General features: G+C 67.1%; 16 protein-coding genes. 13 read left to right on the top strand and 3 right to left on the bottom strand.

Going from position 1 to position 18,899, the window contains the following annotated elements; genetic code table 11:
* The first annotated feature begins 370 nt into the window (after nucleotides 1–370).
* The 10 genes from pstS to rnt all read left to right on the top strand — a co-directional run bounded on the left by pstS (nucleotide 371) and on the right by rnt (nucleotide 8,424).
* Nucleotides 371–1,459: a phosphate ABC transporter substrate-binding protein PstS gene (pstS, locus tag H3005_RS03095; protein WP_191077558.1), complete on the top strand. Its 1,089-nt coding sequence runs from the start codon at nucleotides 371–373 to the stop codon at nucleotides 1,457–1,459.
* Between the two features lie 82 nt (nucleotides 1,460–1,541).
* Nucleotides 1,542–2,510, top strand: a complete 969-nt coding sequence (pstC, locus tag H3005_RS03090) for a phosphate ABC transporter permease subunit PstC (protein ID WP_033830733.1) — start codon at nucleotides 1,542–1,544, stop codon at nucleotides 2,508–2,510.
* The gene (pstA, locus tag H3005_RS03085; RefSeq protein ID WP_191077557.1) at nucleotides 2,510–3,373 is read left to right on the top strand and encodes a phosphate ABC transporter permease PstA; all 864 of its coding nucleotides are present in this window, start codon (nucleotides 2,510–2,512) and stop codon (nucleotides 3,371–3,373) included. The genes pstC and pstA overlap by 1 nt, the downstream gene beginning before the upstream one ends.
* Before the next feature lie 19 nt (nucleotides 3,374–3,392).
* On the top strand, nucleotides 3,393–4,223 hold the full coding sequence (gene pstB / locus H3005_RS03080; protein WP_025875381.1) for a phosphate ABC transporter ATP-binding protein PstB: 831 nt from the start codon (nucleotides 3,393–3,395) through the stop codon (nucleotides 4,221–4,223).
* Between the two features lie 65 nt (nucleotides 4,224–4,288).
* On the top strand, nucleotides 4,289–4,996 hold the full coding sequence (phoU, locus tag H3005_RS03075) for a phosphate signaling complex protein PhoU (RefSeq protein WP_108267825.1): 708 nt from the start codon (nucleotides 4,289–4,291) through the stop codon (nucleotides 4,994–4,996).
* A gap of 180 nt (nucleotides 4,997–5,176) precedes the next feature.
* A complete protein-coding gene (locus H3005_RS03070) occupies nucleotides 5,177–5,527 on the top strand; it encodes a hypothetical protein (RefSeq protein WP_191077556.1) in 351 nt (116 codons plus the stop codon).
* Nucleotides 5,514–6,389, top strand: coding sequence for a DUF692 domain-containing protein (locus tag H3005_RS03065; RefSeq protein WP_191077555.1), 876 nt, complete (start codon nucleotides 5,514–5,516; stop codon nucleotides 6,387–6,389). The genes H3005_RS03070 and H3005_RS03065 overlap by 14 nt, the downstream gene beginning before the upstream one ends.
* Entirely contained in the window at nucleotides 6,382–7,137 is a 756-nt protein-coding gene (locus tag H3005_RS03060; protein WP_191077554.1) for a putative DNA-binding domain-containing protein, read from the top strand. Before H3005_RS03065 ends, H3005_RS03060 begins: the two co-directional genes overlap by 8 nt.
* Before the next feature lie 23 nt (nucleotides 7,138–7,160).
* The gene (locus H3005_RS03055; RefSeq protein WP_191077553.1) at nucleotides 7,161–7,682 is read left to right on the top strand and encodes a DoxX family protein; all 522 of its coding nucleotides are present in this window, start codon (nucleotides 7,161–7,163) and stop codon (nucleotides 7,680–7,682) included.
* Nucleotides 7,683–7,839: 157 nt separating this feature from the next.
* Entirely contained in the window at nucleotides 7,840–8,424 is a 585-nt protein-coding gene (gene rnt / locus H3005_RS03050; RefSeq protein ID WP_032951815.1) for a ribonuclease T, read from the top strand.
* A 288-nt stretch (nucleotides 8,425–8,712) separates the two neighbouring features.
* Here the strand turns inward: rnt and H3005_RS03045 are convergent, their stop codons facing one another.
* From H3005_RS03045 to H3005_RS03035, 3 genes are all read right to left on the bottom strand, one after another.
* On the bottom strand, nucleotides 8,713–11,658 hold the full coding sequence (locus H3005_RS03045; RefSeq protein ID WP_223880012.1) for a ligand-binding sensor domain-containing diguanylate cyclase: 2,946 nt from the start codon (nucleotides 11,656–11,658) through the stop codon (nucleotides 8,713–8,715).
* Between the two features lie 279 nt (nucleotides 11,659–11,937).
* The gene (locus tag H3005_RS03040; protein WP_191077551.1) at nucleotides 11,938–13,329 is read right to left on the bottom strand and encodes an ATP-binding protein; all 1,392 of its coding nucleotides are present in this window, start codon (nucleotides 13,327–13,329) and stop codon (nucleotides 11,938–11,940) included.
* Nucleotides 13,330–13,335: 6 nt separating this feature from the next.
* Nucleotides 13,336–14,064 carry a response regulator gene (locus tag H3005_RS03035; RefSeq protein ID WP_025875399.1) on the bottom strand — a complete coding sequence of 243 codons (729 nt, stop codon included), beginning with the start codon at nucleotides 14,062–14,064 and terminating at the stop codon, nucleotides 13,336–13,338.
* Nucleotides 14,065–14,269: 205 nt separating this feature from the next.
* On the opposite strand from H3005_RS03035, the gene H3005_RS03030 reads away from it, so the two are divergent.
* The 3 genes from H3005_RS03030 to H3005_RS03020 are packed head-to-tail and all read left to right on the top strand — an operon-like array spanning nucleotide 14,270 to nucleotide 18,899.
* Nucleotides 14,270–15,508, top strand: a complete 1,239-nt coding sequence (locus H3005_RS03030) for an efflux RND transporter periplasmic adaptor subunit (RefSeq protein ID WP_191077550.1) — start codon at nucleotides 14,270–14,272, stop codon at nucleotides 15,506–15,508.
* A complete protein-coding gene (locus H3005_RS03025; protein ID WP_089239904.1) occupies nucleotides 15,505–17,463 on the top strand; it encodes a MacB family efflux pump subunit in 1,959 nt (652 codons plus the stop codon). The genes H3005_RS03030 and H3005_RS03025 overlap by 4 nt, the downstream gene beginning before the upstream one ends.
* Nucleotides 17,460–18,899, top strand: coding sequence for a TolC family protein (locus H3005_RS03020; protein WP_191077549.1), 1,440 nt, complete (start codon nucleotides 17,460–17,462; stop codon nucleotides 18,897–18,899). The genes H3005_RS03025 and H3005_RS03020 overlap by 4 nt, the downstream gene beginning before the upstream one ends.

Raw genomic sequence — 18,899 nt, 5'->3', positions numbered from 1 at the left:
CGGCGCTCTTCTTTTTTGTGCGGTTGGTTTGTTGGGTTGGTCGTGAAGAGCGCTGCGCTTCCGTTGATCTGTTGTTGCGGCGCTGGGGTCATGCAGGAGCATCTGTAGAGCCGAGCCCATGCTCGGCTGCATCTGGCCTGGCCTCGCGGGCAGCCGAGCATGGGCTCGGCTCTACCCTGCCTCCATTGCCATATCGGTGCGCAGATCCGTGGTCTCCGGGACCCCGCCTGGGGCCGGCCAACGCTGTGAAACCCTTGCCAGAACGTGATCCAGGACACCTCTGTCATGGACGTCATACGGCTGTAACAAAAACATCATTTCATAGCCGCATCCGCCGACACCGTCGGCTCTACCCCGCTATGGAGTGACCATGAAACTGCACTCGGCCAGCCTTGCCGCCCTTTCCCTGGCCATCGCCCTGGGCCTGTCTGCCTGCGGTGGCGACAAGCAGGCCGCACAGCAGCCGGCCGCTGACGGCGCCGCTGCTCCGGCCGCTGCCGGCGACAAGGTGACCGCTGAGGTCTCCGGTGCTGGCGCCTCCTTCATCTTCCCGCTGGTGTCCAAGTGGTCGGCCGACTACAACACCGCCACCGGCGCCAAGATCAACTACCAGTCGATCGGTTCCGGTGGTGGCATCGCCCAGATCAAGGCCGGCACCGTTGATTTCGGTTCGTCCGACAAGCCACTGAGCAGCGACGAGCTGGCCCAGGCCGGCCTGGCCCAGTTCCCGTCGGCCATCGGTGGCGTGGTGCCGGTGGTCAACATCGACGGCCTGGAAGCCGGCAAGCTGCGCCTCAGTGGCGCCCTGCTCGCCGACATCTTCCTGGGCAAGGTCAAGACCTGGAACGACCCGGCCATTGTCGCCGCCAATCCTGGCGTGACCCTGCCGGACGGCAAGATCACCATCGTCCACCGTTCGGACGGTTCGGGCACCACCTTCAACTTCTCCAACTACCTGTCCAAGGTCAACTCGGAGTGGAAGAGCAAGGTCGGCGAAGGCACCTCGGTGCAGTGGCCGGACGGCGTGGGTGGCAAGGGCAATGAAGGCGTCGCTTCGTACGTGAAGCAGATCAAGGGTTCCATCGGCTACGTCGAACTGGCCTACGCCCTGCAGAACGCGATGCCGTACGCCTCGCTGCAGAACGCTGCCGGCACCTGGGTGCAGCCGAACGCTGAAACCTTCGCCGCCGCTGCCGCCAGCGCCGACTGGGCCAGCGCCAAGGACTTCAACCTGGTCATCACCAACGCCCCGGGCGAGCAGGCGTGGCCGATCACCGCCACCAACTTCATGTTGATGCAGAAGAAGCCGAAGGATGCCAAGCGCAACCAGGATGCGCTGGCCTTCTTCAAGTGGGCCTTCGAAAGCGGCCAGACCCAGGCCAACGAACTGCACTACGTGCCGCTGCCGGCCGAGCTGGTCAAGCAGATCGAAGCCTACTGGGCGACCGAACTGAAGTGATGGACCCGACGGTGCCCGCCACGTGCGGGCACCGCCTCCTGAACATCGTGCTGCCCCGCCCCTTCCTGGCCCTGCCGTCCCCATGAATGCCATCGCCCAGCCTGTAGCCGCCCCGTCCACGCGTGATACGCGTGATGCCCGCAACGACAAACTGTTCCGATGGGTGCTGGTCGGCACCGTCATCTTCGTCCTGATCGCACTGGCCTGCGCCGCACTGTCGATGCTGTGGGGTGGTCGCCACGCCCTGCAGGTGCAGGGCCTGAGCTTCTTCTTCTCTTCCGACTGGAATCCGGTCGAAAACAAATTCGGCGCCCTCGCCCCGATCTACGGCACCCTGGTCACCGCACTGATCGCGATGGTCATCGCCGTGCCGGTCAGCTTCGGCATCGCCTTCTTCCTCACCGAAGTGGCACCGCGCTGGCTGCGGGGTCCGGTCGGTACCGCCATCGAACTGCTGGCGGGCATTCCCTCGATCATCTACGGCATGTGGGGCCTGTTCGTGCTGGTGCCGGTGATGACCGAGTACGTCACCCCGTTCCTCAACGAAACCCTGGGCGAATGGCCGATCATCGGCCCGGTGTTCCAGGGCCCGCCGCTGGGCATCGGCATGCTCACCGCCGGTTTCGTGCTGGCGATCATGGTCATCCCGTTCATCTCCTCGGTGATGCGCGAAGTGTTCCTGACCGTGCCGACGCGCCTGAAGGAATCGGCCTACGCGCTGGGTTCCACCAAGTGGGAAGTGAGCTGGGACATCGTGCTGCCCTACACCCGCTCGGCGGTGATCGGTGGCGTGTTCCTGGGCCTCGGCCGCGCACTGGGCGAGACGATGGCAGTGGCTTTCGTGATCGGCAACAGCGTGCGCCTGTCGCCGTCGCTGCTGGAACCGGGTACCACCATCGCCGCGCTGATCGCCAACGACTTCGGCGAGGCCACTGAAACCTACCGCTCGGCGCTGCTGCTGCTCGGCTTCGTCCTCTTCATCGTCACCTTCGTGGTGCTCGCCATCGCCCGCCTGATGCTGATGCGCCTGTCCCGCAAGGAGGGCAACTGATGTCCAGCACCGCTGACTCCCTGTACCTGCGCCGCCGCATCGGCAATGTCATCGCCATCGCGATGTCCTGCGCCACTGCGCTGTTCGGCCTGTTCTTCCTCGGCTGGATCCTGTTCACCCTGGCCTCCAAGGGCCTGGCCGGCATCAACCTGGACCTGTTCACCAAGATGACACCGCCGCCGATGCAGGAAGGCGGTCTTGCCAATGCCTTCTTCGGCAGTGCGGTGATGTGTGCACTGGCGATCGGCATCGGCACCCCGCTGGGCGTGCTGGCCGGCACCTGGCTGGCCGAGTACGGCAACGCCCGCAAGGCCGGCACCATGGTCCGCTTCGTCAACGACATCCTGCTGTCGGCGCCGTCCATCGTGCTGGGCCTGTTCGTCTACACCCTGTACGTGATGCAGACCGGCGGCAGCTTCTCCGCTTTCGCAGGTGCGCTGTCGCTGGCCTTCATCGTGCTGCCGGTGGTGGTGCGTACCACCGACGAGATGCTGCGCCTGGTGCCTTCGCAGATGCGCGAAGCGGCCCTGTCGCTGGGCATCCCGCAGTGGAAGGTGATCGTGCAGGTGCTGTACCGCAGTGCCTCGGCCGGCATCGTCACCGGCATCCTGCTGGCGCTGGCCCGCATTTCCGGCGAGACCGCACCGCTGCTGTTCACCGCGTTCGGCAACCAGTACTGGAACAGCAACGTGTTCCAGCCGATGGCCTCGGTGCCGGTGGTGATGAACCAGTTCGCCGGCAGCCCGTACGAATCCTGGCAGGTGCTGGCCTGGGCAGGTGCCCTGGTGCTGACTGTCTTCGTGTTGCTGGTCAGCCTCGCCGCTCGCGGCTTCCTGCTGCGCAACCGTATCTCCCATGACTGACCTTTCCGTGGATACCGCCATGAACGACCTTTCCAACGCCGTGCCGATGCAGCGCATCGTGGTGCCGGCCTCGCACGAGAACCTGCACGCTCCGGCACCGGTCAAGCTCGCCGCGCGTGGACTGGACTTCTACTACGACAAGTTCCATGCCCTGAAGGGCATCAACCTGGAGATCCCGGAAAAGCGCGTGACCGCGCTGATCGGTCCCTCCGGTTGTGGCAAGTCGACCCTGCTACGCATCTTCAACCGCATCTACGCGCTGTACCCGAAGCTGGAAGCGCGCGGTGAGGTGATCCTCGACGGCGAGAACATCCTGTCGCCGAAGTATCCGATGAACCGCCTGCGCAGCAAGGTCGGCATGGTGTTCCAGAAGCCGGTGCCGTTCCCGATGACCATCTTCGAGAACGTGGCCTACGGCATCCGCCACCACGAGAAGCTGTCCAAGGCGGACATGGCCGACCGTGTCGAGCACGCACTGCGCCAGGGCGCACTGTGGGACGAAGTGAAGGACAAGCTCAACCAGAGCGCGCTGGGCCTGTCCGGCGGCCAGCAGCAGCGTCTGTGCATCGCCCGTGCCGTGGCCCTGCGGCCGTCGGTGCTGCTGCTGGACGAGCCGACCTCGGCGCTGGATCCGATCTCCACCAGCCGCATCGAACAGCTGGTGGAAGAACTGAAGCACGAGTACACCATCGTGATCGTCACCCACAACATGCAGCAGGCTGCACGCGTGTCCGATTACACCGCCTTCATGTACCTGGGCGACCTGATCGAGCACGACCGCACCGAAGTGATCTTCTCGCAGCCGTCCAAGCAGCAGACCGAGGATTACATCACCGGTCGCTTTGGCTGATCGGCGCTGACGCTTCGCCACATGTCCCAGCCAGGCGCGGCCTGGCTCTACCTGGATTGCAGAACATGAACCTTCCCAACGACCACATCGTCAAAAGCTACGACGAAGAGCAGCAGCGCCTGGTGGCCGAAATCGTGCGCATGGGCGAGATGGCCGTCGCCCAGCTGGAGGCGTCGATGGACGTCATCGAGAAGCGTGACGAGAACGCCGCCCATCGCATCATCGCCAACGATGAAGCGATCGATTCGCTGGAACAGCAGATCAGCCACGACGTGATGCGCCTGGCGCTGCGCGGCCCGATGGCACGCGACCTGCGCGAGATTCTTGCCGGCCTGCGCATTCCCGCCGATATCGAACGCATCGGCGACTACGCGGCCAACGTCGCCAAGCGCTCCATTGCGCTGGGCAAAGTGCCGCCGCTGCCGCAGATCCAGGGCCTGCGTTCCCTCGGCCGGCTTGCTGCGCAGCAGGTCCGCCGCGCCATCGCCGCGTACCGCGACAACGATGCCGATGCCGCGCTTGAACTGCGCGAAGACGACGCTCGCCTGGATGCGCAGTACACCGCGCTGTTCCGCGAGCTGCTGACCTACATGATGGAAGACCCGCGCAACATCACCCCGTGCACCCACCTGCTGTTCATGGCCAAGAACCTGGAACGCGTGGGTGACCACGCCACCAACATCGCCGAGAACGTGTGGTTCCTGGTGCACGGCGAACAGCCGCTGCCGCCGCGCCAGAAGCGCGACGAGACCTCCAGCGCCGGCGATATCTGATACTGCACTGCAACACCGGATTCGACTCCAGGGTGGCCGCTGTCCTCGCGACAGCGGCCTTTTTGTTGGCGTTGTAATACTTCTCACGAAAATTTGAATTCCCGGCGAGGATTCGTTGAGTAGGATCGCTGCACCATTGCTTCACCACGGGCAGCCGCCCACCACCCAGGAGCACGACCGATGAGCACCTCCAACAAGACCCTGTCCCTGCTGACCGCCACCGCCCTGGCCGCAGGCCTCGGCATGACCGCCTCCGCCTCGGCCCTGAGCATGAGCGACCTCGCCCAGGGCTATCTGGTTGCCGGCCAGGCGGCCAAGGCCAACGACGCGAAGGCGGCCGATGCGAAATCCGCCGACGCGGCCAAGCATGCAGAAGGCAAGTGTGGCGCCGACGGCAAGAGCGCTGAGGGCAAGTGCGGCGGCGACAAGGGCAAGGCAGCGGCCGGTACCGACGCCAAGGCCAAGACCGGCGGCGACAAGAAGTCGGCCGAAGGCAAGTGCGGCGAAGGCAAGTGCGGTGCCAAGCACTGACGTCCACGCCGGCGTCGTCCACCCGCGGTCGCCGCTTCCTGCGGCGGCCGTGGGCCTGGGCCTGCGCCGCGCCCTGCTGCAGGACCTGCGCGACGCACCCGCCGGCGATTTCGATTTCCTCGAGTGCGCGCCGGAGAACTGGATCGGTGTCGGTGGCCCCGCCGGTGACGCGCTGGCCGAACTGGCGGCACGCCATCCATTGAGCTGCCATGGCCTGTCGTTGTCACTGGGCGGTAGCGCCGCGCTGGATACCCAGCTGCTGGCGCAGGTGGGTGCCTTTCTTGAGCAACACCGGGTGCCGCTGTACAGCGAACACCTGAGCTATTGCAGCGACGAGGGCCACCTGTACGACCTGCTGCCGATTCCATTCACCGATGAAGCGGTACGCCACACCGCTGCACGCATCGCCCGCGTGCAGGACATCCTCGGCCGCCGCATCGCCGTGGAAAACGTGTCGTACTACCTGGCGCCGGAGCCGATGATGGACGAACTGGCCTTCACCAATGCGGTGCTGGCCGAGGCCAACTGCGATCTGCTGTTGGACGTCAACAACGTGTACGTCAATGCCTGCAACCACGGCTACGACGCCGATACCTTCATTGCCGGCCTGCCCGCGCAGCGCATCGTCTGCCTGCACGTGGCCGGGCACCTGGACGACGCTCCGGACCTGAAGATCGACACCCACGGCAGCCCGGTGATCGACCCGGTGTGGGACCTGCTGGCGCGGACCTACGCCCGCATCGGCCCACGACCTACCCTGCTCGAACGCGACTTCAATTTCCCGCCTTACGCCGAGTTGCGGGGCGAACTGCAGACCATCCACCGCCTGCAGGCCGCGCATGCCGGAGCCGCCCATGGCTGATGCCCCCGAACGACTGCGCGCGCAGCAGCACGCGTTCACCGCACACCTGCGTGACCCGGCGCAGGTACCGGCGCCGCCCGGCATGGACCCGCGCCGGGTGGCGGTGTACGAACGCCTGCTGTTCAACAATCTGCTGGGATTGTTGAGCAACGGCTTCCCGGTCTGCGTGCGCCTGCTGGGCGAACCGGCCTGGAGTGCGCTGGTACGCCATTATTTCGCCAGCCACCATTGCCAGGCGCCGCTTTTCACCGAGCTGGCGGCCGAGTTCGTGCAGTGGCTGCAGGTGCAACCGGAACTGCCGCACCCGGCGCTGGCCGAACTTGCCCACTACGAGTGGGTGGAGACCGCGCTGTACCAGCTGCAGGCTGATCCGCTGCCGGAACCTGGCGACATCGATCCGTTGCAGGTGCCGTTGCGGCGCTCGCCACTGGCTTGGCCGCTGCTGTATCGCTGGCCGGTGCATCAACTGGGTAGCGACGATGCACCGTCGCAACCACCGGCAGAACCCACCGGCCTGCTGGTACGGCGCGATGCCGATGGCGCGGTGCGCTTTGCCACCCTGACCAGTCTGGCGGTGCACCTGCTGACCCTGATCGGTGAGGCGCCCGGGGCCAGCGGCCAACAACAGCTGCAGCAACTGGCCGTCCTGCACCACCTCGATCCCGAGACCCTGGCCGCCCCGGGTGCGCAACTGCTGCAGCAGTTCCTGCGTGCTGGCGTGATCGGTCCGCTCCCCGCTTCACCCTGACGCCCCTTCCAGGAGATTCACCCATGAAGACCCCGATCCTGGCCGCAACCCGCGGCCAGCTGGACCGCTTCGCCCCGTGGTTGGCCCCGCTTGGCCTGCGCATACTGCTGGCCTGGGAATTTTTTGAATCCGGGCGCGAGAAACTGCACGGCGAGAACTGGTTCGCCGACCTGCAGGGCGCGTTCCCGTTCCCCTTCGACCAGTTGCCCGCTGCGCTGAACTGGCAGTTGGCCACCTGGTTCGAACTGCTGGGCGCAGCCTGCCTGCTGCTCGGCTTCGGTACCCGTTTCGCCGCCGCCAGCCTGCTGGTGCTGACGGTCGTGGCCACGTACGCGGTACACCTGCCAGCCGAATGGGGCTCGCTGGGCGACCTGGCGATGGGCTATGCGATCAGCGACCAGGGTTTTGGCAACTTCAAACTGCCGCTGCTGTTCATGGCGATGCTGCTGCCGCTGATGTTCACCGGCGCCGGGCGCCTGAGCGTGGATGCAGTGCTGCAGCGGTGGTATCCGTCGGCCCCCACGGCGCAGCCCGCGGTCCGGTAGACGCCGACCTTGGTCGGCGCGCAGTGTGCCAACCAAGGTTGGCACCTACCGGGATCCCGGGCGCTCAGGGTCGCTCTGCTAGAATCCGTACATGACTGACCCCACTTCCGCACCTGCCGCCGCCCCTGTTTCCGACGTACCCCAGGCGCAGCGCGCGATGTCACAACGCTTCCGCGGCTTCCTGCCGGTGGTGGTGGATGTTGAAACCGGCGGCTTCGACAGCCAGCGCAATGCACTGCTGGAAATCGCCGCTGTGCCGATCGAGATGGACGAGAACGGCCTGCTCTACCCCGGCCAGACCGCCAGCGCCCACGTGGTGCCGGCCGAAGGGCTGGAGATCGACCCGAAGTCGCTGGAAGTGACCGGCATCATCCTCGACCATCCGTTCCGGCTGGCCAAGGAAGAGAAGGCGGCGCTGGATCACGTCTTCACTCCGGTGCGTGCGGCGATGAAGAAGTACGGCTGCCAGCGCGCGATCCTGGTCGGCCACAACGCTCATTTCGACCTGGGCTTCGTCAACGCGGCCGTCGCCCGTACCGGGCACAAGCGCAATCCGTTCCATCCGTTCAGCGTGTTCGATACGGTCACCCTGGCGGGTATCGCCTACGGTCAGACCGTGCTGGCGCGCGCGGCCACGGCGGCCGGGCTGGGCTGGGATGCCAACGAGGCGCACAGCGCGGTGTACGACACCGAGCAGACGGCGCGGTTGTTCTGCACGATCGCCAACGCCTGGCCGCGGTAAGGCGGCCAACGGCGGAGCCCCTCGTGGCGGGCTGACAGCGATTCGGCGCAAGGCCGGGCGGGTGGACTGCGCAGGGGACGCTGCAAGTACATCCCTGTAAGCTCGGTCGCCGCATCCATGCGGCTCACGCCCCTGCGCAGCCCACCCGCCCGGCCACGGACAGTTTCCTGGGCGCCACGGAAAGATCATAAAAGCGGGCGCAACAGCGGGTCGCTGCGCTCGATGGGTGCCGACCGTTGGTACGGCACTCCAGTAGATCCACGCCATGCGTGGATGCTTCGCACTTGATCAACCGATACTCGTACGATCGCGGCCGTCGCTCTTCGCGCGGTACAGCGCACGGTCGGCGCGCTGGTACAGCAGCGCCGGGGTGCGGTCGTCGCCATCCAGTTCCACCAGGCCGGCACTGAAGGTCACCCGCAGGCCCGGTATGCCGGCCCAGTCCGGGTGGTCATGGAACAGGCCACGCAGGCGCGCGCACAGTTGCGCTGCCTCCTCCAGCCGGGTGTCGTTGAGCAGCAGCGCGAATTCTTCGCCGCCGGTGCGTGCCGGCAGGTCCGAATCGCGACTGGCCGCTGCGATCACCTGGGCCACTTCCACCAGTACCGCATCACCAACGCTGTGGCTGTGCTGGTCGTTGACGTCCTTGAAGTGGTCGATGTCCAGCACCACCAGGCACAGCGGGTGGCCGCTGCGCTGGGCGCGGGCGAAATCGCGGGCCAGAGCCTCGTCGAAACCGCGACGATTGGCCAACCGGGTCAGCGCGTCCTCGCGGGCCTGTCGTTCGAATGCCTCGGCCTGCCGCGCCAGGCGCTCGGCCAGCTCGGTCTTTTCCTGGTTCAACGCCTGCAGGTGCACGGTCTGCGCCTGCAGGTCGAAGGTTGCCTCATCCACGCGCCGTGCCAGGCGCAGGTTGCTGGCCTTGTACTGCTGCAGCAGGAAGCGGTACAGCGCTACCAGCGCGGCCAGCAGCACTAGCCCGGTCAGCGCCTGCACGCTGCGCCGCTGCCACCAGAACGGTTCGACAGTGAAGCTCCACACCGCTTCCTGATGGCCCCAGCTGCCGCCCGGGTGCGAAGCGGCCACGTGCAGCGTGTAATCGCCCGGCGGCAGGCCGACGAACTCCACGCTGCGCTGCGGGCCACGCTCCACCCAGCCGTTGTCCAGCCCCTCCAGCCGCGTGCGGTAGCGGATGCGGTCGGACATCAGATAGCTCAGGCCCACGTAGCTCACCGCAAGCCGTCGCCCACCGGGAATCAGGTTGCGCTCGCGGCCTTCCCAGTGCACCGGCGCACCGTCCACCTGCACGTTCTCGATCGCCGCAGGCGGCGCCGGACGCTCGCGGAAGCGCTGCAGCCGCTGCGGATCGACCGTGCTCAGGCCACCGGCAGTCACTACCCAGAACGTGCCGTCCTGGCGCAGGATCGCCGAGGGTCCGGAGCTGCCGTTGGCCTGCGCATTGGCCATGCCGTCGATTTCGTTGTAACGCTCCACGGTTACCCGCGGCGCGCGTCCGTCGGCCACGGCGTTGAGCGTTGCCATATCGGTACGCAGCACACCGCGGTTGCTGCTGATCCACACATTGCCCAGTCGGTCGGGCACCAGCTGGAACACCGCATCCACCGGCATGCCCTGCTCCAGGCCCACGCGCGCCAGCGTGCCGCGCTGCCAGCGATACAGCCCACGGTCACTGCTGATCCACATCGCATCGCCGATCTGGTGGAACCCGAACACGCTGCGGCCACCGCCCAGCGGCGCCAGGTCGATCGACTGCACCCGATCACCACGCAGCACGCGGACGCCTTCGATGGTGCCGATCCACAGATTTCCCTGGTGATCGTGTTCCAGCGCGGTGGTGAGGCCTCCCGGCATGCCGGGAACCGTAGGCACGCTCACCTCGTCACCCTCGATGCGGACCACACCCTTCTGCGTCCCCGCCCAGACCACACCGTCAGACGCGATGCTGATCGCGCGGATGTTGCCGCCGGGCAGGCCATCGGCCGCAGCGTAGTTGTGGCGAAGCCGTCCATCGGCGCGCAACCGGTAGATGCCGTCGCCGAAGGTGCCCACCCACAGATCGCCGCCAGCATCCTGGGCCAGGCTCAGCACCGAGGGCGCCTTGCCACCGCGGTTGTGAAGCGGCATCGCGCGGAATCGACCGTCAGCAGTCTGCAGGTCCAGGCCGCTGGCACTGCCCACCCACAGGCGGCGGTCACGGTCTTCGAGCACCGTGCGCACGTAGTCACCGCTCAGGCCGTCGCGTTCGGTGTAGCTGCTGAACAGGGTTTCGCGCAGGCGATACAGGCCACCGTTGGCACCCACCCAGATGCTGCCCTCGGCGTCTTCGCGCAGGCTGACCACACGCCCGCCGGGCAGGTTCAGACCCGCCGGCAGGCGCTCCAGGCCGTGTGCCGAGATGCGCAGCAGGCCTTGGTTCTCGGTGCCCAGCCACAGGTCGCCATGGCGGTCCTGCAGCATGGCGGTCAAGTGCAGCTGGCCAGGCAGCCGGTGCACCAGCACCAGGCGATCATCCTCCACCCGGTACAGGCGCTCGCCCGCAACGATCCACAGCGCGCCATCGGGTGCGCGATAGGGCCACGACAGGCCCTTGTCCACGCCCCACGCCGCCGGCGCGCGCTGCAGCACGCCGTCGTTGTCACGCAGCACCAGGCCGTCGAGGGTACCGATCCAGACCCGGTCCTGCGCGTCGACTGCCATCTTGGTGAAACTCATCGCCAGCGGCAGGTCCGGCGGTGGGCGCTGGTAGACGATGCCCTTGTCAGGGGTCAGGTAGGCGATGCCCTTGCCTTCGTACAGCAGCCACAGGCGCCCCTGGCTGTCCATCTGCATGGACTGGATCAGCACCTGCGGCGTATCCGGCTGGTGCTCCCAGACCCGCCACTGGCCATCGCTGCCGCGGTGGCTGACATTGCCACGCGAGTCGCTGATCCACAGCCCGCCCTGCGGGTCGACCAGCAGCGCGCCGATGCCGTTGTCGCGCAACCCTGGTCGGGTGCTGCGGTCGAACACGGTGAAATCCAGGCCGTTGTAGCGCACCAGGCCTTCCCAGGTGGCGAACCAGAGGTGGCCTTCCGGGGTCTGCGCGATGTCACGCAGCGAGTTGTGCGGCAACCCATTGCGCGAGGTCCACACGTCGATGGCGTAGTCGCGCAGCGGCGGTGCGCCACTCTGCGCGGCCAGCGGTGCGGCTATCGCCAGCAGCAGCCACAGCATGCTCAGTCGCAGCAGGCGACCGATCCGTTCCGCGTGGCGCCCCGCCCGGCGCCTTTCCGCCCCCTGTCCGCCCATCAGCGCAGCGGCGGCGGCCAGCTGCGGATGCCGGTGGTGCCGGCAGACGCGAACAGGAATGGCCGCACCGCGCAGGGCGGCATGCCGGCAGGAACGGGCAGGCTCATCGGACGAAGAATGGGGAAGTACGCAGATGATAGGGCAAACCCTGTCTTCGGCGTCACCGCGCCCGGCGCAACCGGGCCTGGGCAGGGATTGCCGCTGCTACCGCGCCTCGGCGCTGGTGGACCACTGCACCACCGCTTCCAGCCCACCTTCGGGGCGGTTGCGCAACCACAGTCGGCCGCCGTCCTTTTCGGCCAGCGCACGGGCGATGGTCAGGCCCAGGCCGGCACCGCCGGTCTCGCGCGAACGTGAGGTCTCCACCCGCACGAACGGGTCGAACACCGCTTCCAGCTGGTCATCCGCCAGCCCAGGACCGTCATCGGCGATGACCACCGTGATCGTGCCCTCGCCGCGCTCGACACGTACCCGCGCGCGTTGTGCGTACATCACCGCGTTGTCCACCAGGTTGGAGAACAGGCGATGCATCGCCAACGGGCGCAGCATCAGCACTGCGCCGCTGCGGCCTTCGAAGACGACGTCGGCGCCGTCCTCGGCGGTGTCCTCGACGATGCTCTCCAGCAGCGAATCCAGGTCCAGTGCGGCGCGCTGTTCGGCACTCTCCGCACTTCGGGCCAGTTCCAGACCCTCGCGTACCAGCGCCTGCATCGCGGCCAGGTCGCCGATCAGGCGCTCGCGCAGGGTCTCGTCGGTCACGTTTTCCAGGCGCAGGCGCAGCCGGGTCAGCGGCGTCTGCAGGTCGTGGGTGATCGCCGCCAGCATCTGCGTGCGTTCGGCCAGGTGGCGCTGCAGCCGATGCTGCATGGCATTGAAGGCCTCGGCGGCGCGCTGCACTTCGCGTGGCCCGCGCAGCGGCAATGGCGCCCGCTGCAGGTCATCGCCCAGGTCCTCGGCGGCGGCCGCCAGCTCCTGCAGCGGCGCACTGGCCATGCGTGCGACCACATACGCCAGCACGGCAATGGCCAGCACCAGCAGGGTCAGGAACAGCGGGTCCACGGCGAGAATGCCGTTGTGTGCGATCGCCGGCGAATCCAGGGCGAGCTTCAGCAACGTGCCGTCGTTGAGCACCACGTCCACCGCCCGGCACTTGGGCGGGATGAAGGTGGGATCGCGTTCGCGCGGCGGCTTGCGGTGGCCCGGCGGCGGTGGCGGCAGCAGATCCTGCAGCTTGGGAATGCACGAACGGAACGAGGCGAAATGCACATGCGCCCGCGACACCGGGCCCGGGCGGTCCTCCAGAACTTCCATCAGCGCCTTGTCGGCCCGCCCGATGCGCGCACCGGGCTGCAGTGCCCGCACGCTGGGGCCACCGACTTCCAGCAGCCGCTCGCGCAGCTCCGGATTGCCGTCGAGCAGGTTGATGTAGCCCTGAAGGCGATCAGCGATGCGGTTCAGGTTCTGCCGCTCGAATTCCTGCTGCCGCTTGGAACTGGCCAGCATGGTGGCGCCGATCGCAGCCACGCTCATGCCCAGCAGCAGGATCACGAACAGCCGTCCGACCATCGAGGACAGGAAGTGGCGCAGGCGATTCATCGCGGCTTATTCCAGGTTGACGGCCGAGGCCAGCACATAGCCTTCATTGCGCACGGTCTTGATCAGGCCATCGGGGCCACCGTCATCGGCCAGCTTGTTGCGCAGCCGGCTGACCTGCAGGTCGATGGCGCGGTCCTGCGCTTCATAGTTGCGGCCGCTGCTGAGGGCCACCAGCTGCTCGCGCGAGAGCACCTTGTTGGCATGTGCGATGAACACCCGCAGCAGGCGGAACTCGGCGCCGGACAGCACCACCACGCGCCCGTCCGGGTCGACCAGGTGGCGATGCTCCAGGTCGAAAATCCAGCGCGAGAAACGCGCACGGCGCACCGCCAGCGGTTCCAGGTTGGCCGGCAGCGCTTCGGTACGACGCAGCACGTTGCGGATGCGTGCCAGCAGTTCGCGCGGTTCGAACGGCTTGGCCAGGTAGTCGTCTGCACCCATTTCCAGGCCGAGCACGCGGTCGATCGGCTCGGCGCGCGCGGTGAGCATGATCACCGGCGTGTTCGAGCGCGCGCGGAGGTCGCGGCACAGGGTCAGGCCATCTTCGCGTGGCAGGTTGAGGTCGAGCACGATCAGGTCCACGTGTTCGCGTTCCAGCAGCTGGCGCATGCTGGTGCCATCGGCGGCGGTGCTGACCTGGTAGCCAGCGCGGCCGAGCTGCTCGGCCAGCAGGGTGCGGATATCGTTGTCGTCATCGACGATCAGCAAACGGTGCATCGGGTTTTCAGTCTCCATGTCGCGAATCATCCCGTGTCGGCAGCTGAACCGCATCCAGGCCAATACGTACCACTGTATCCCCCGCAGTGCGGGATACCTGCTGATACGCAGTCTCGGCGACAGTGTTACATAGAGACACACCCCGAGGATTGAGCACAGCATCGCTCGATCTTCACAATGCCCACCAATGCCGCCACTGCGGCCCCCAGAGTGAAGCCGCCACGTGATCTCCCGCCAGTTGCCCGCGACCCGCAAGGGTCGCCTGATGTTGATCGCCCTGCTTGTCCTGATCGCCGCCGTTTCCGCCTGGTGGCTGCTGCGCAAGCCGGCCGCACCGGCCCTGGCGACCACCCCGGTCAGCCGCGGCGACATCGAGCAGACGGTAGAGGCTACCGGCGTGATCGACGCCTACAAGCTGGTCAGCGTCGGTGCGCAGGCCTCCGGCCAGATCAAATCGCTGAAGGTGCAGCTGGGCGATACGGTGAAGGAAGGCGACCTGATCGCCGAGATCGACGCCACCACCCAGCAGAACCAGGTGCTCAACGCACAGGCCTCGCTGGACCAGGTGACCGCCCAGCGCGCGGTGCAGCAGGCCACCCTGCGCCAGGCCGAACTGGAGTTCGCACGCCAGCAGCAGATGCTGGCGGCCGAAGCCACCTCGCGCCAGGAATACGATGCCGCCGAGGCCCAGCTGAAGACCGCGCGTGCGCAGCTGCAATCCTACGAAGCGCAGATCAAGGGCCGCGAAACCGAACTGGGCACCGCCCGTGCCAACCTGGCCTATACCCGCATCGTCGCGCCAATGGATGGCACCGTGGTGGCGGTGGTGGCCGAGGAAGGCCGCACGGTGAACGCCAACCAGACTGCGCCGACCATCGTGATGCTGGCGCGGCTGGATGTAGTGACCGTCAACGCCGAGGTCTCCGAGGCCGACGTGGTCAAGATCAAGGCCGGCATGCCGGTGTACTTCACCACGCTGGGCGACCCGGACCGCAAGTACCACGCCACGCTGCGGCAGATCAATCCGGCGCCGGCGTCGATCGCCAACGAGAGTTCGTCCAGTTCCAGCAGTTCGTCCAGTTCCAGCTCCAGCAGCGCGGTCTACTACAACGCGTTGTTCGACGTGGAAAACCCCGATGGCACCCTGCGCATCGACATGACCGCGCAGGTATCGGTGCTGCTCAAGCAGGCCAAGGGCGTGCTGATGGTGCCGGCCGTTGCACTGGGTCCGAAGTCGCGCGATGGCGAGCGCATCGTGCGGGTGGTCGATGACAAGGGCCAGCCGCAGCCGCGCAAGGTCAAGGTCGGCATCAACAACGGCGCCAACGTCGAGGTCCTGTCCGGCCTGAAGGAAGGCGAGCGTGTGGTGGTCGGCGAAGGCGGCGCTGCGGCAGCCGCTGGCGGCGGCAACCGTGGCGGCATGCAGATGCGGGTCGGCGGCCCGGGCATGGGGCGCCGATGAGCACGACGGCGCCGCTGCTGCGCCTGCGCGACCTGCGACGCGAATTCCCGGCCGGCGAAGACGTCATCGCCGTGCTGCGCGACGTCAACCTGGACATCCATGCCGGTGAGATGGTGGCCATCGTCGGCCAGTCCGGTTCGGGCAAGTCCACGCTGATGAACATCCTCGGCTGCCTGGACCGCCCGACCCGTGGCAGCTACCAGGTGGCGGGCCGCGAGACCGGGAAAATGGCGCCCGACGAGCTGGCCGAGCTGCGCCGCGAGCACTTCGGTTTCATCTTCCAGCGCTACCACCTGCTGGGCGATCTCGACGCGCGCGGCAATGTGGCCGTGCCGGCGGTCTATGCCGGCAGCCCGGGCCCGGTGCGCACCGCGCGTGCTGAGCAGCTGCTGCAGCGCCTCGGCCTGGCCGACCGCATGCACCACAAGCCCGGGCAGCTGTCCGGTGGCCAGCAGCAGCGCGTGTCGATCGCGCGTGCGTTGATGAACGGTGGCGAGGTGATCCTGGCCGACGAACCGACCGGCGCCCTCGATACGAAATCCGGCGAAGAGGTGATGGCCATCCTCGGCGAGCTGCATGCCGAAGGTCATACCATCATCATCGTCACCCACGACATGAGCGTGGCCGAGCACGCACAGCGCATCATCGAGATCCGCGACGGCGAGATCATCGCCGACCGCGCCAATCCGGCCGCGCCCAGCTACCGTGCGCAACGCGAACCGAGCACGGGCGTCGCCCACGGCAGCAGCTGGCAGGCTGCCCGCGACCGCTTCACCGAAGCGTTCCGGATGGCCCTGCTGGCAATGAACGCCCACCGCCTGCGCACCTTCCTGACCATGCTCGGCATCATCATCGGCATCGCTTCGGTGGTATCGGTGGTGGCACTGGGCAACGGCTCGCAGCAGCAGATCCTGCAGAACATCAGCGCACTGGGTACCAACACCATCGACGTCTACCCCGGTCGCGGATTCGGCGACATGCGTTCGGCGCGGGTGCAGACCCTCAAGGCCAGCGATGCCGATGCTCTGTCACGGCAGAGCTACGTCGACAGCGCCACCCCCAGCGTGTCCAGTTCGGTCACCGCGCGCTACCGCAACCAGTCGGCCACCGCGCAGATCAGCGGCGTTGGTGAGCAGTACTTCCGGGTGAAGGGCGTGAGCCTGCTCAGCGGCAGCTTCTTCGACACCGATGCGGTGAAGGGACTCGGCCAGGTGGCGGTGATCGATGAGAACACCAGGACTCAGTTCTTCCCTGACAGCGACCCGATCGGGCAGGTGATCCTGCTTGGCAATGTGCCGGTGCGCGTGGTCGGCGTGGCCAAGAAGCAGAGCTTCGGTTTCGGCGGCAGCACCAGCCTGAGCGTGTTCGTACCCTACACCACGGTGATGTCGCGCATGCTCGGGCAGAGCCACGTTTCCAGCATCACCGTGCGGGTGAACGATGAAACGCCGATGGATGCGGCGCAGGAAGCGATCACCCGGCTGCTGACCATGCGCCACGGCACCGAGGACTTCTTCCTCAGCAACAGCGCCGAGATCCGCGACACCATCGAACAGACCACGCGCACGATGACCCTGCTGATCGGCGCCATCGCCGCCATCGCGCTGCTGGTCGGTGGCATCGGCGTGATGAACATCATGCTGGTCTCGGTCACCGAGCGTACCCGCGAGATCGGCGTGCGCATGGCGGTGGGTGCGCGGCAGAGCGACATCCGCCAGCAGTTCCTGATCGAAGCGGTGCTGGTGTGCCTGCTCGGCGGCGTGCTCGGCATCGGCCTGGCATTGCTGATGGGCGTGTTGATCGGCCGGTTCGCCAGCGATTTCCAGGTGCTGTTCTCCACCGCTTCCATCATTGCCGCCTTCGCCTGTTCAACCCTGATCGGTGTGGCGTTCGGCTTCCTGCCGGCACGCAGTGCCGCCCAGCTCGACCCGGTGGAGGCCCTGGCCCGCGAATGAAGATGATGACCCGACTGCCCTTCCCCGCTCCCTCGCGCCTGCTGCTGGCCGGCGCCGTGCTGCTTGCACTCTCCGCCTGCGCTTCGGTAGGCCGCTATCCGGTTGAAGACCCCAGCGTTGCCGCCACCTATGGTCGTGGCGATGCGACCCTCAACGCGCCGGCCGACGACCCGCGCAGTGGCCTGGACACCCCGGCCCGCGACATCCGCCAGGACCACTGGTGGACCGGCTTCGGCGATGCGCGTCTGGACCGCCTGGTCGCACAGGCATTGACCGCCAACAGTGACCTCGGCGCTGCCGGCCTGGCCGTGCAGCGTGCACGCCTGCAGGCCGGGCTGGCCAGCAATGCGCTGTGGCCGCAACCTTCATCGTCCGGCGTGAGCGGCAGTGGCAGCCGCGCCACCGACCAGGCCGACGACTGGCGCCGCAGCTATTCCACCGGTGTGTCGCTGGGGTGGGAGGTGGACCTGTGGGGCCGCCTGCGCACCCAGCGCGACATTGCCCGCTGGGAGGCGGACGCCAGCGAGGAAGACCGGCAGAACACCGCCCTGCTGGTGATCGGCGATGTCATCAACCAGTACTGGGCGCTGGCCTACCTCAACCAGTCCATCGCCACCGGCCAGGCCAACCTCGAGCGGCTGCAACGCACGCATGAACTGGTGCAGGCACGCTTCGATGCCGGTGCGGTATCGCGGCTGGAAGTACGCCAGGCACTGCAGAACCTGCAGTCGCAGCGTTCGGCGCAGAGCGCGCTGGAGCAACAGCGGGTGGAAGTGCGCAATGCGCTGACCGTGCTGCTGGATGGCACGCCGTGGCCGCAGCAGGACGAACCGCAGAACCTGCTGGAGGCGCAGAGCCCGACCATTGCCGAAGGCCTGCCGGCCGACCTGCTCGGTCGCCGGCCCGACCTGCGTGCAGCCGAACTGCGTCTGCGCAACAGCCTGAAGACGATCCGGGTGACCGCTACCCAGTACTACCCGGCATTGAGCCTGACCGGCAGCCTGGGTTCCAGCGCGACCTCGCTGGGCGATGTACTGCGCAATCCGGTGGCGACGCTCGGGGCTGGCCTGTCGCTGCCTTTCCTCAACCTGCAGCGCGCGCAGCTGGATACGGACGTGGCCGGTACCAACTACCAGATCGCTGCCACCAACTTCCGCAAGACGCTGTACACCGCGCTGTCGGAGGTGGACAACGCCCTGTCCGCCCGAGAGCAGCTGCTGCGCCAGGTGACCGCCTCGCAGGCGTCTTACGACGAAGCGGTGGAAGTGGAGCGCGCGCAGGAAGTGCGCTATCGCGTGGGCGCCACCGACCTGCGCACCTGGCTGGAAGCACAGCAGACCCGGCGCGATGCGGAACTGTCACTGGCGCGGGTGCGGCAGAGCCAGTTGAACAACGACGTGACGCTGTTCAAGGCACTGGGCGGCAGCGCGGGGTGA

Origin of the sequence: Stenotrophomonas sp. Br8 (assembly GCF_014763005.1) — a bacterium.
GTDB classification, from domain to species: Bacteria; Pseudomonadota; Gammaproteobacteria; order Xanthomonadales; family Xanthomonadaceae; genus Stenotrophomonas; species Stenotrophomonas lactitubi.
The sequence above is the reverse complement of the archived record's forward strand: the minus strand, read 5'-3'. Positions and strand labels throughout refer to the sequence as shown.

What these genes read in the sequence shown, in the direction of transcription:
- pstS (WP_191077558.1), top strand. Translation starts at nt 371, where the DNA reads ATGAAACTGCACTCGGCCAGCCTTGCCGCCCTTTCCCTGGCCATCGCC.
- pstC (WP_033830733.1), top strand. Translation starts at nt 1,542, where the DNA reads ATGAATGCCATCGCCCAGCCTGTAGCCGCCCCGTCCACGCGTGATACG.
- pstA (WP_191077557.1), top strand. Translation starts at nt 2,510, where the DNA reads ATGTCCAGCACCGCTGACTCCCTGTACCTGCGCCGCCGCATCGGCAAT.
- pstB (WP_025875381.1), top strand. Translation starts at nt 3,393, where the DNA reads ATGAACGACCTTTCCAACGCCGTGCCGATGCAGCGCATCGTGGTGCCG.
- phoU (WP_108267825.1), top strand. Translation starts at nt 4,289, where the DNA reads ATGAACCTTCCCAACGACCACATCGTCAAAAGCTACGACGAAGAGCAG.
- H3005_RS03070 (WP_191077556.1), top strand. Translation starts at nt 5,177, where the DNA reads ATGAGCACCTCCAACAAGACCCTGTCCCTGCTGACCGCCACCGCCCTG.
- H3005_RS03060 (WP_191077554.1), top strand. Translation starts at nt 6,382, where the DNA reads ATGGCTGATGCCCCCGAACGACTGCGCGCGCAGCAGCACGCGTTCACC.
- H3005_RS03055 (WP_191077553.1), top strand. Translation starts at nt 7,161, where the DNA reads ATGAAGACCCCGATCCTGGCCGCAACCCGCGGCCAGCTGGACCGCTTC.
- rnt (WP_032951815.1), top strand. Translation starts at nt 7,840, where the DNA reads ATGTCACAACGCTTCCGCGGCTTCCTGCCGGTGGTGGTGGATGTTGAA.
- H3005_RS03045 (WP_223880012.1), bottom strand. Translation starts at nt 11,658, where the DNA reads ATGCTGTGGCTGCTGCTGGCGATAGCCGCACCGCTGGCCGCGCAGAGT.
- H3005_RS03040 (WP_191077551.1), bottom strand. Translation starts at nt 13,329, where the DNA reads ATGAATCGCCTGCGCCACTTCCTGTCCTCGATGGTCGGACGGCTGTTC.
- H3005_RS03035 (WP_025875399.1), bottom strand. Translation starts at nt 14,064, where the DNA reads ATGGAGACTGAAAACCCGATGCACCGTTTGCTGATCGTCGATGACGAC.
- H3005_RS03025 (WP_089239904.1), top strand. Translation starts at nt 15,505, where the DNA reads ATGAGCACGACGGCGCCGCTGCTGCGCCTGCGCGACCTGCGACGCGAA.
- H3005_RS03020 (WP_191077549.1), top strand. Translation starts at nt 17,460, where the DNA reads ATGAAGATGATGACCCGACTGCCCTTCCCCGCTCCCTCGCGCCTGCTG.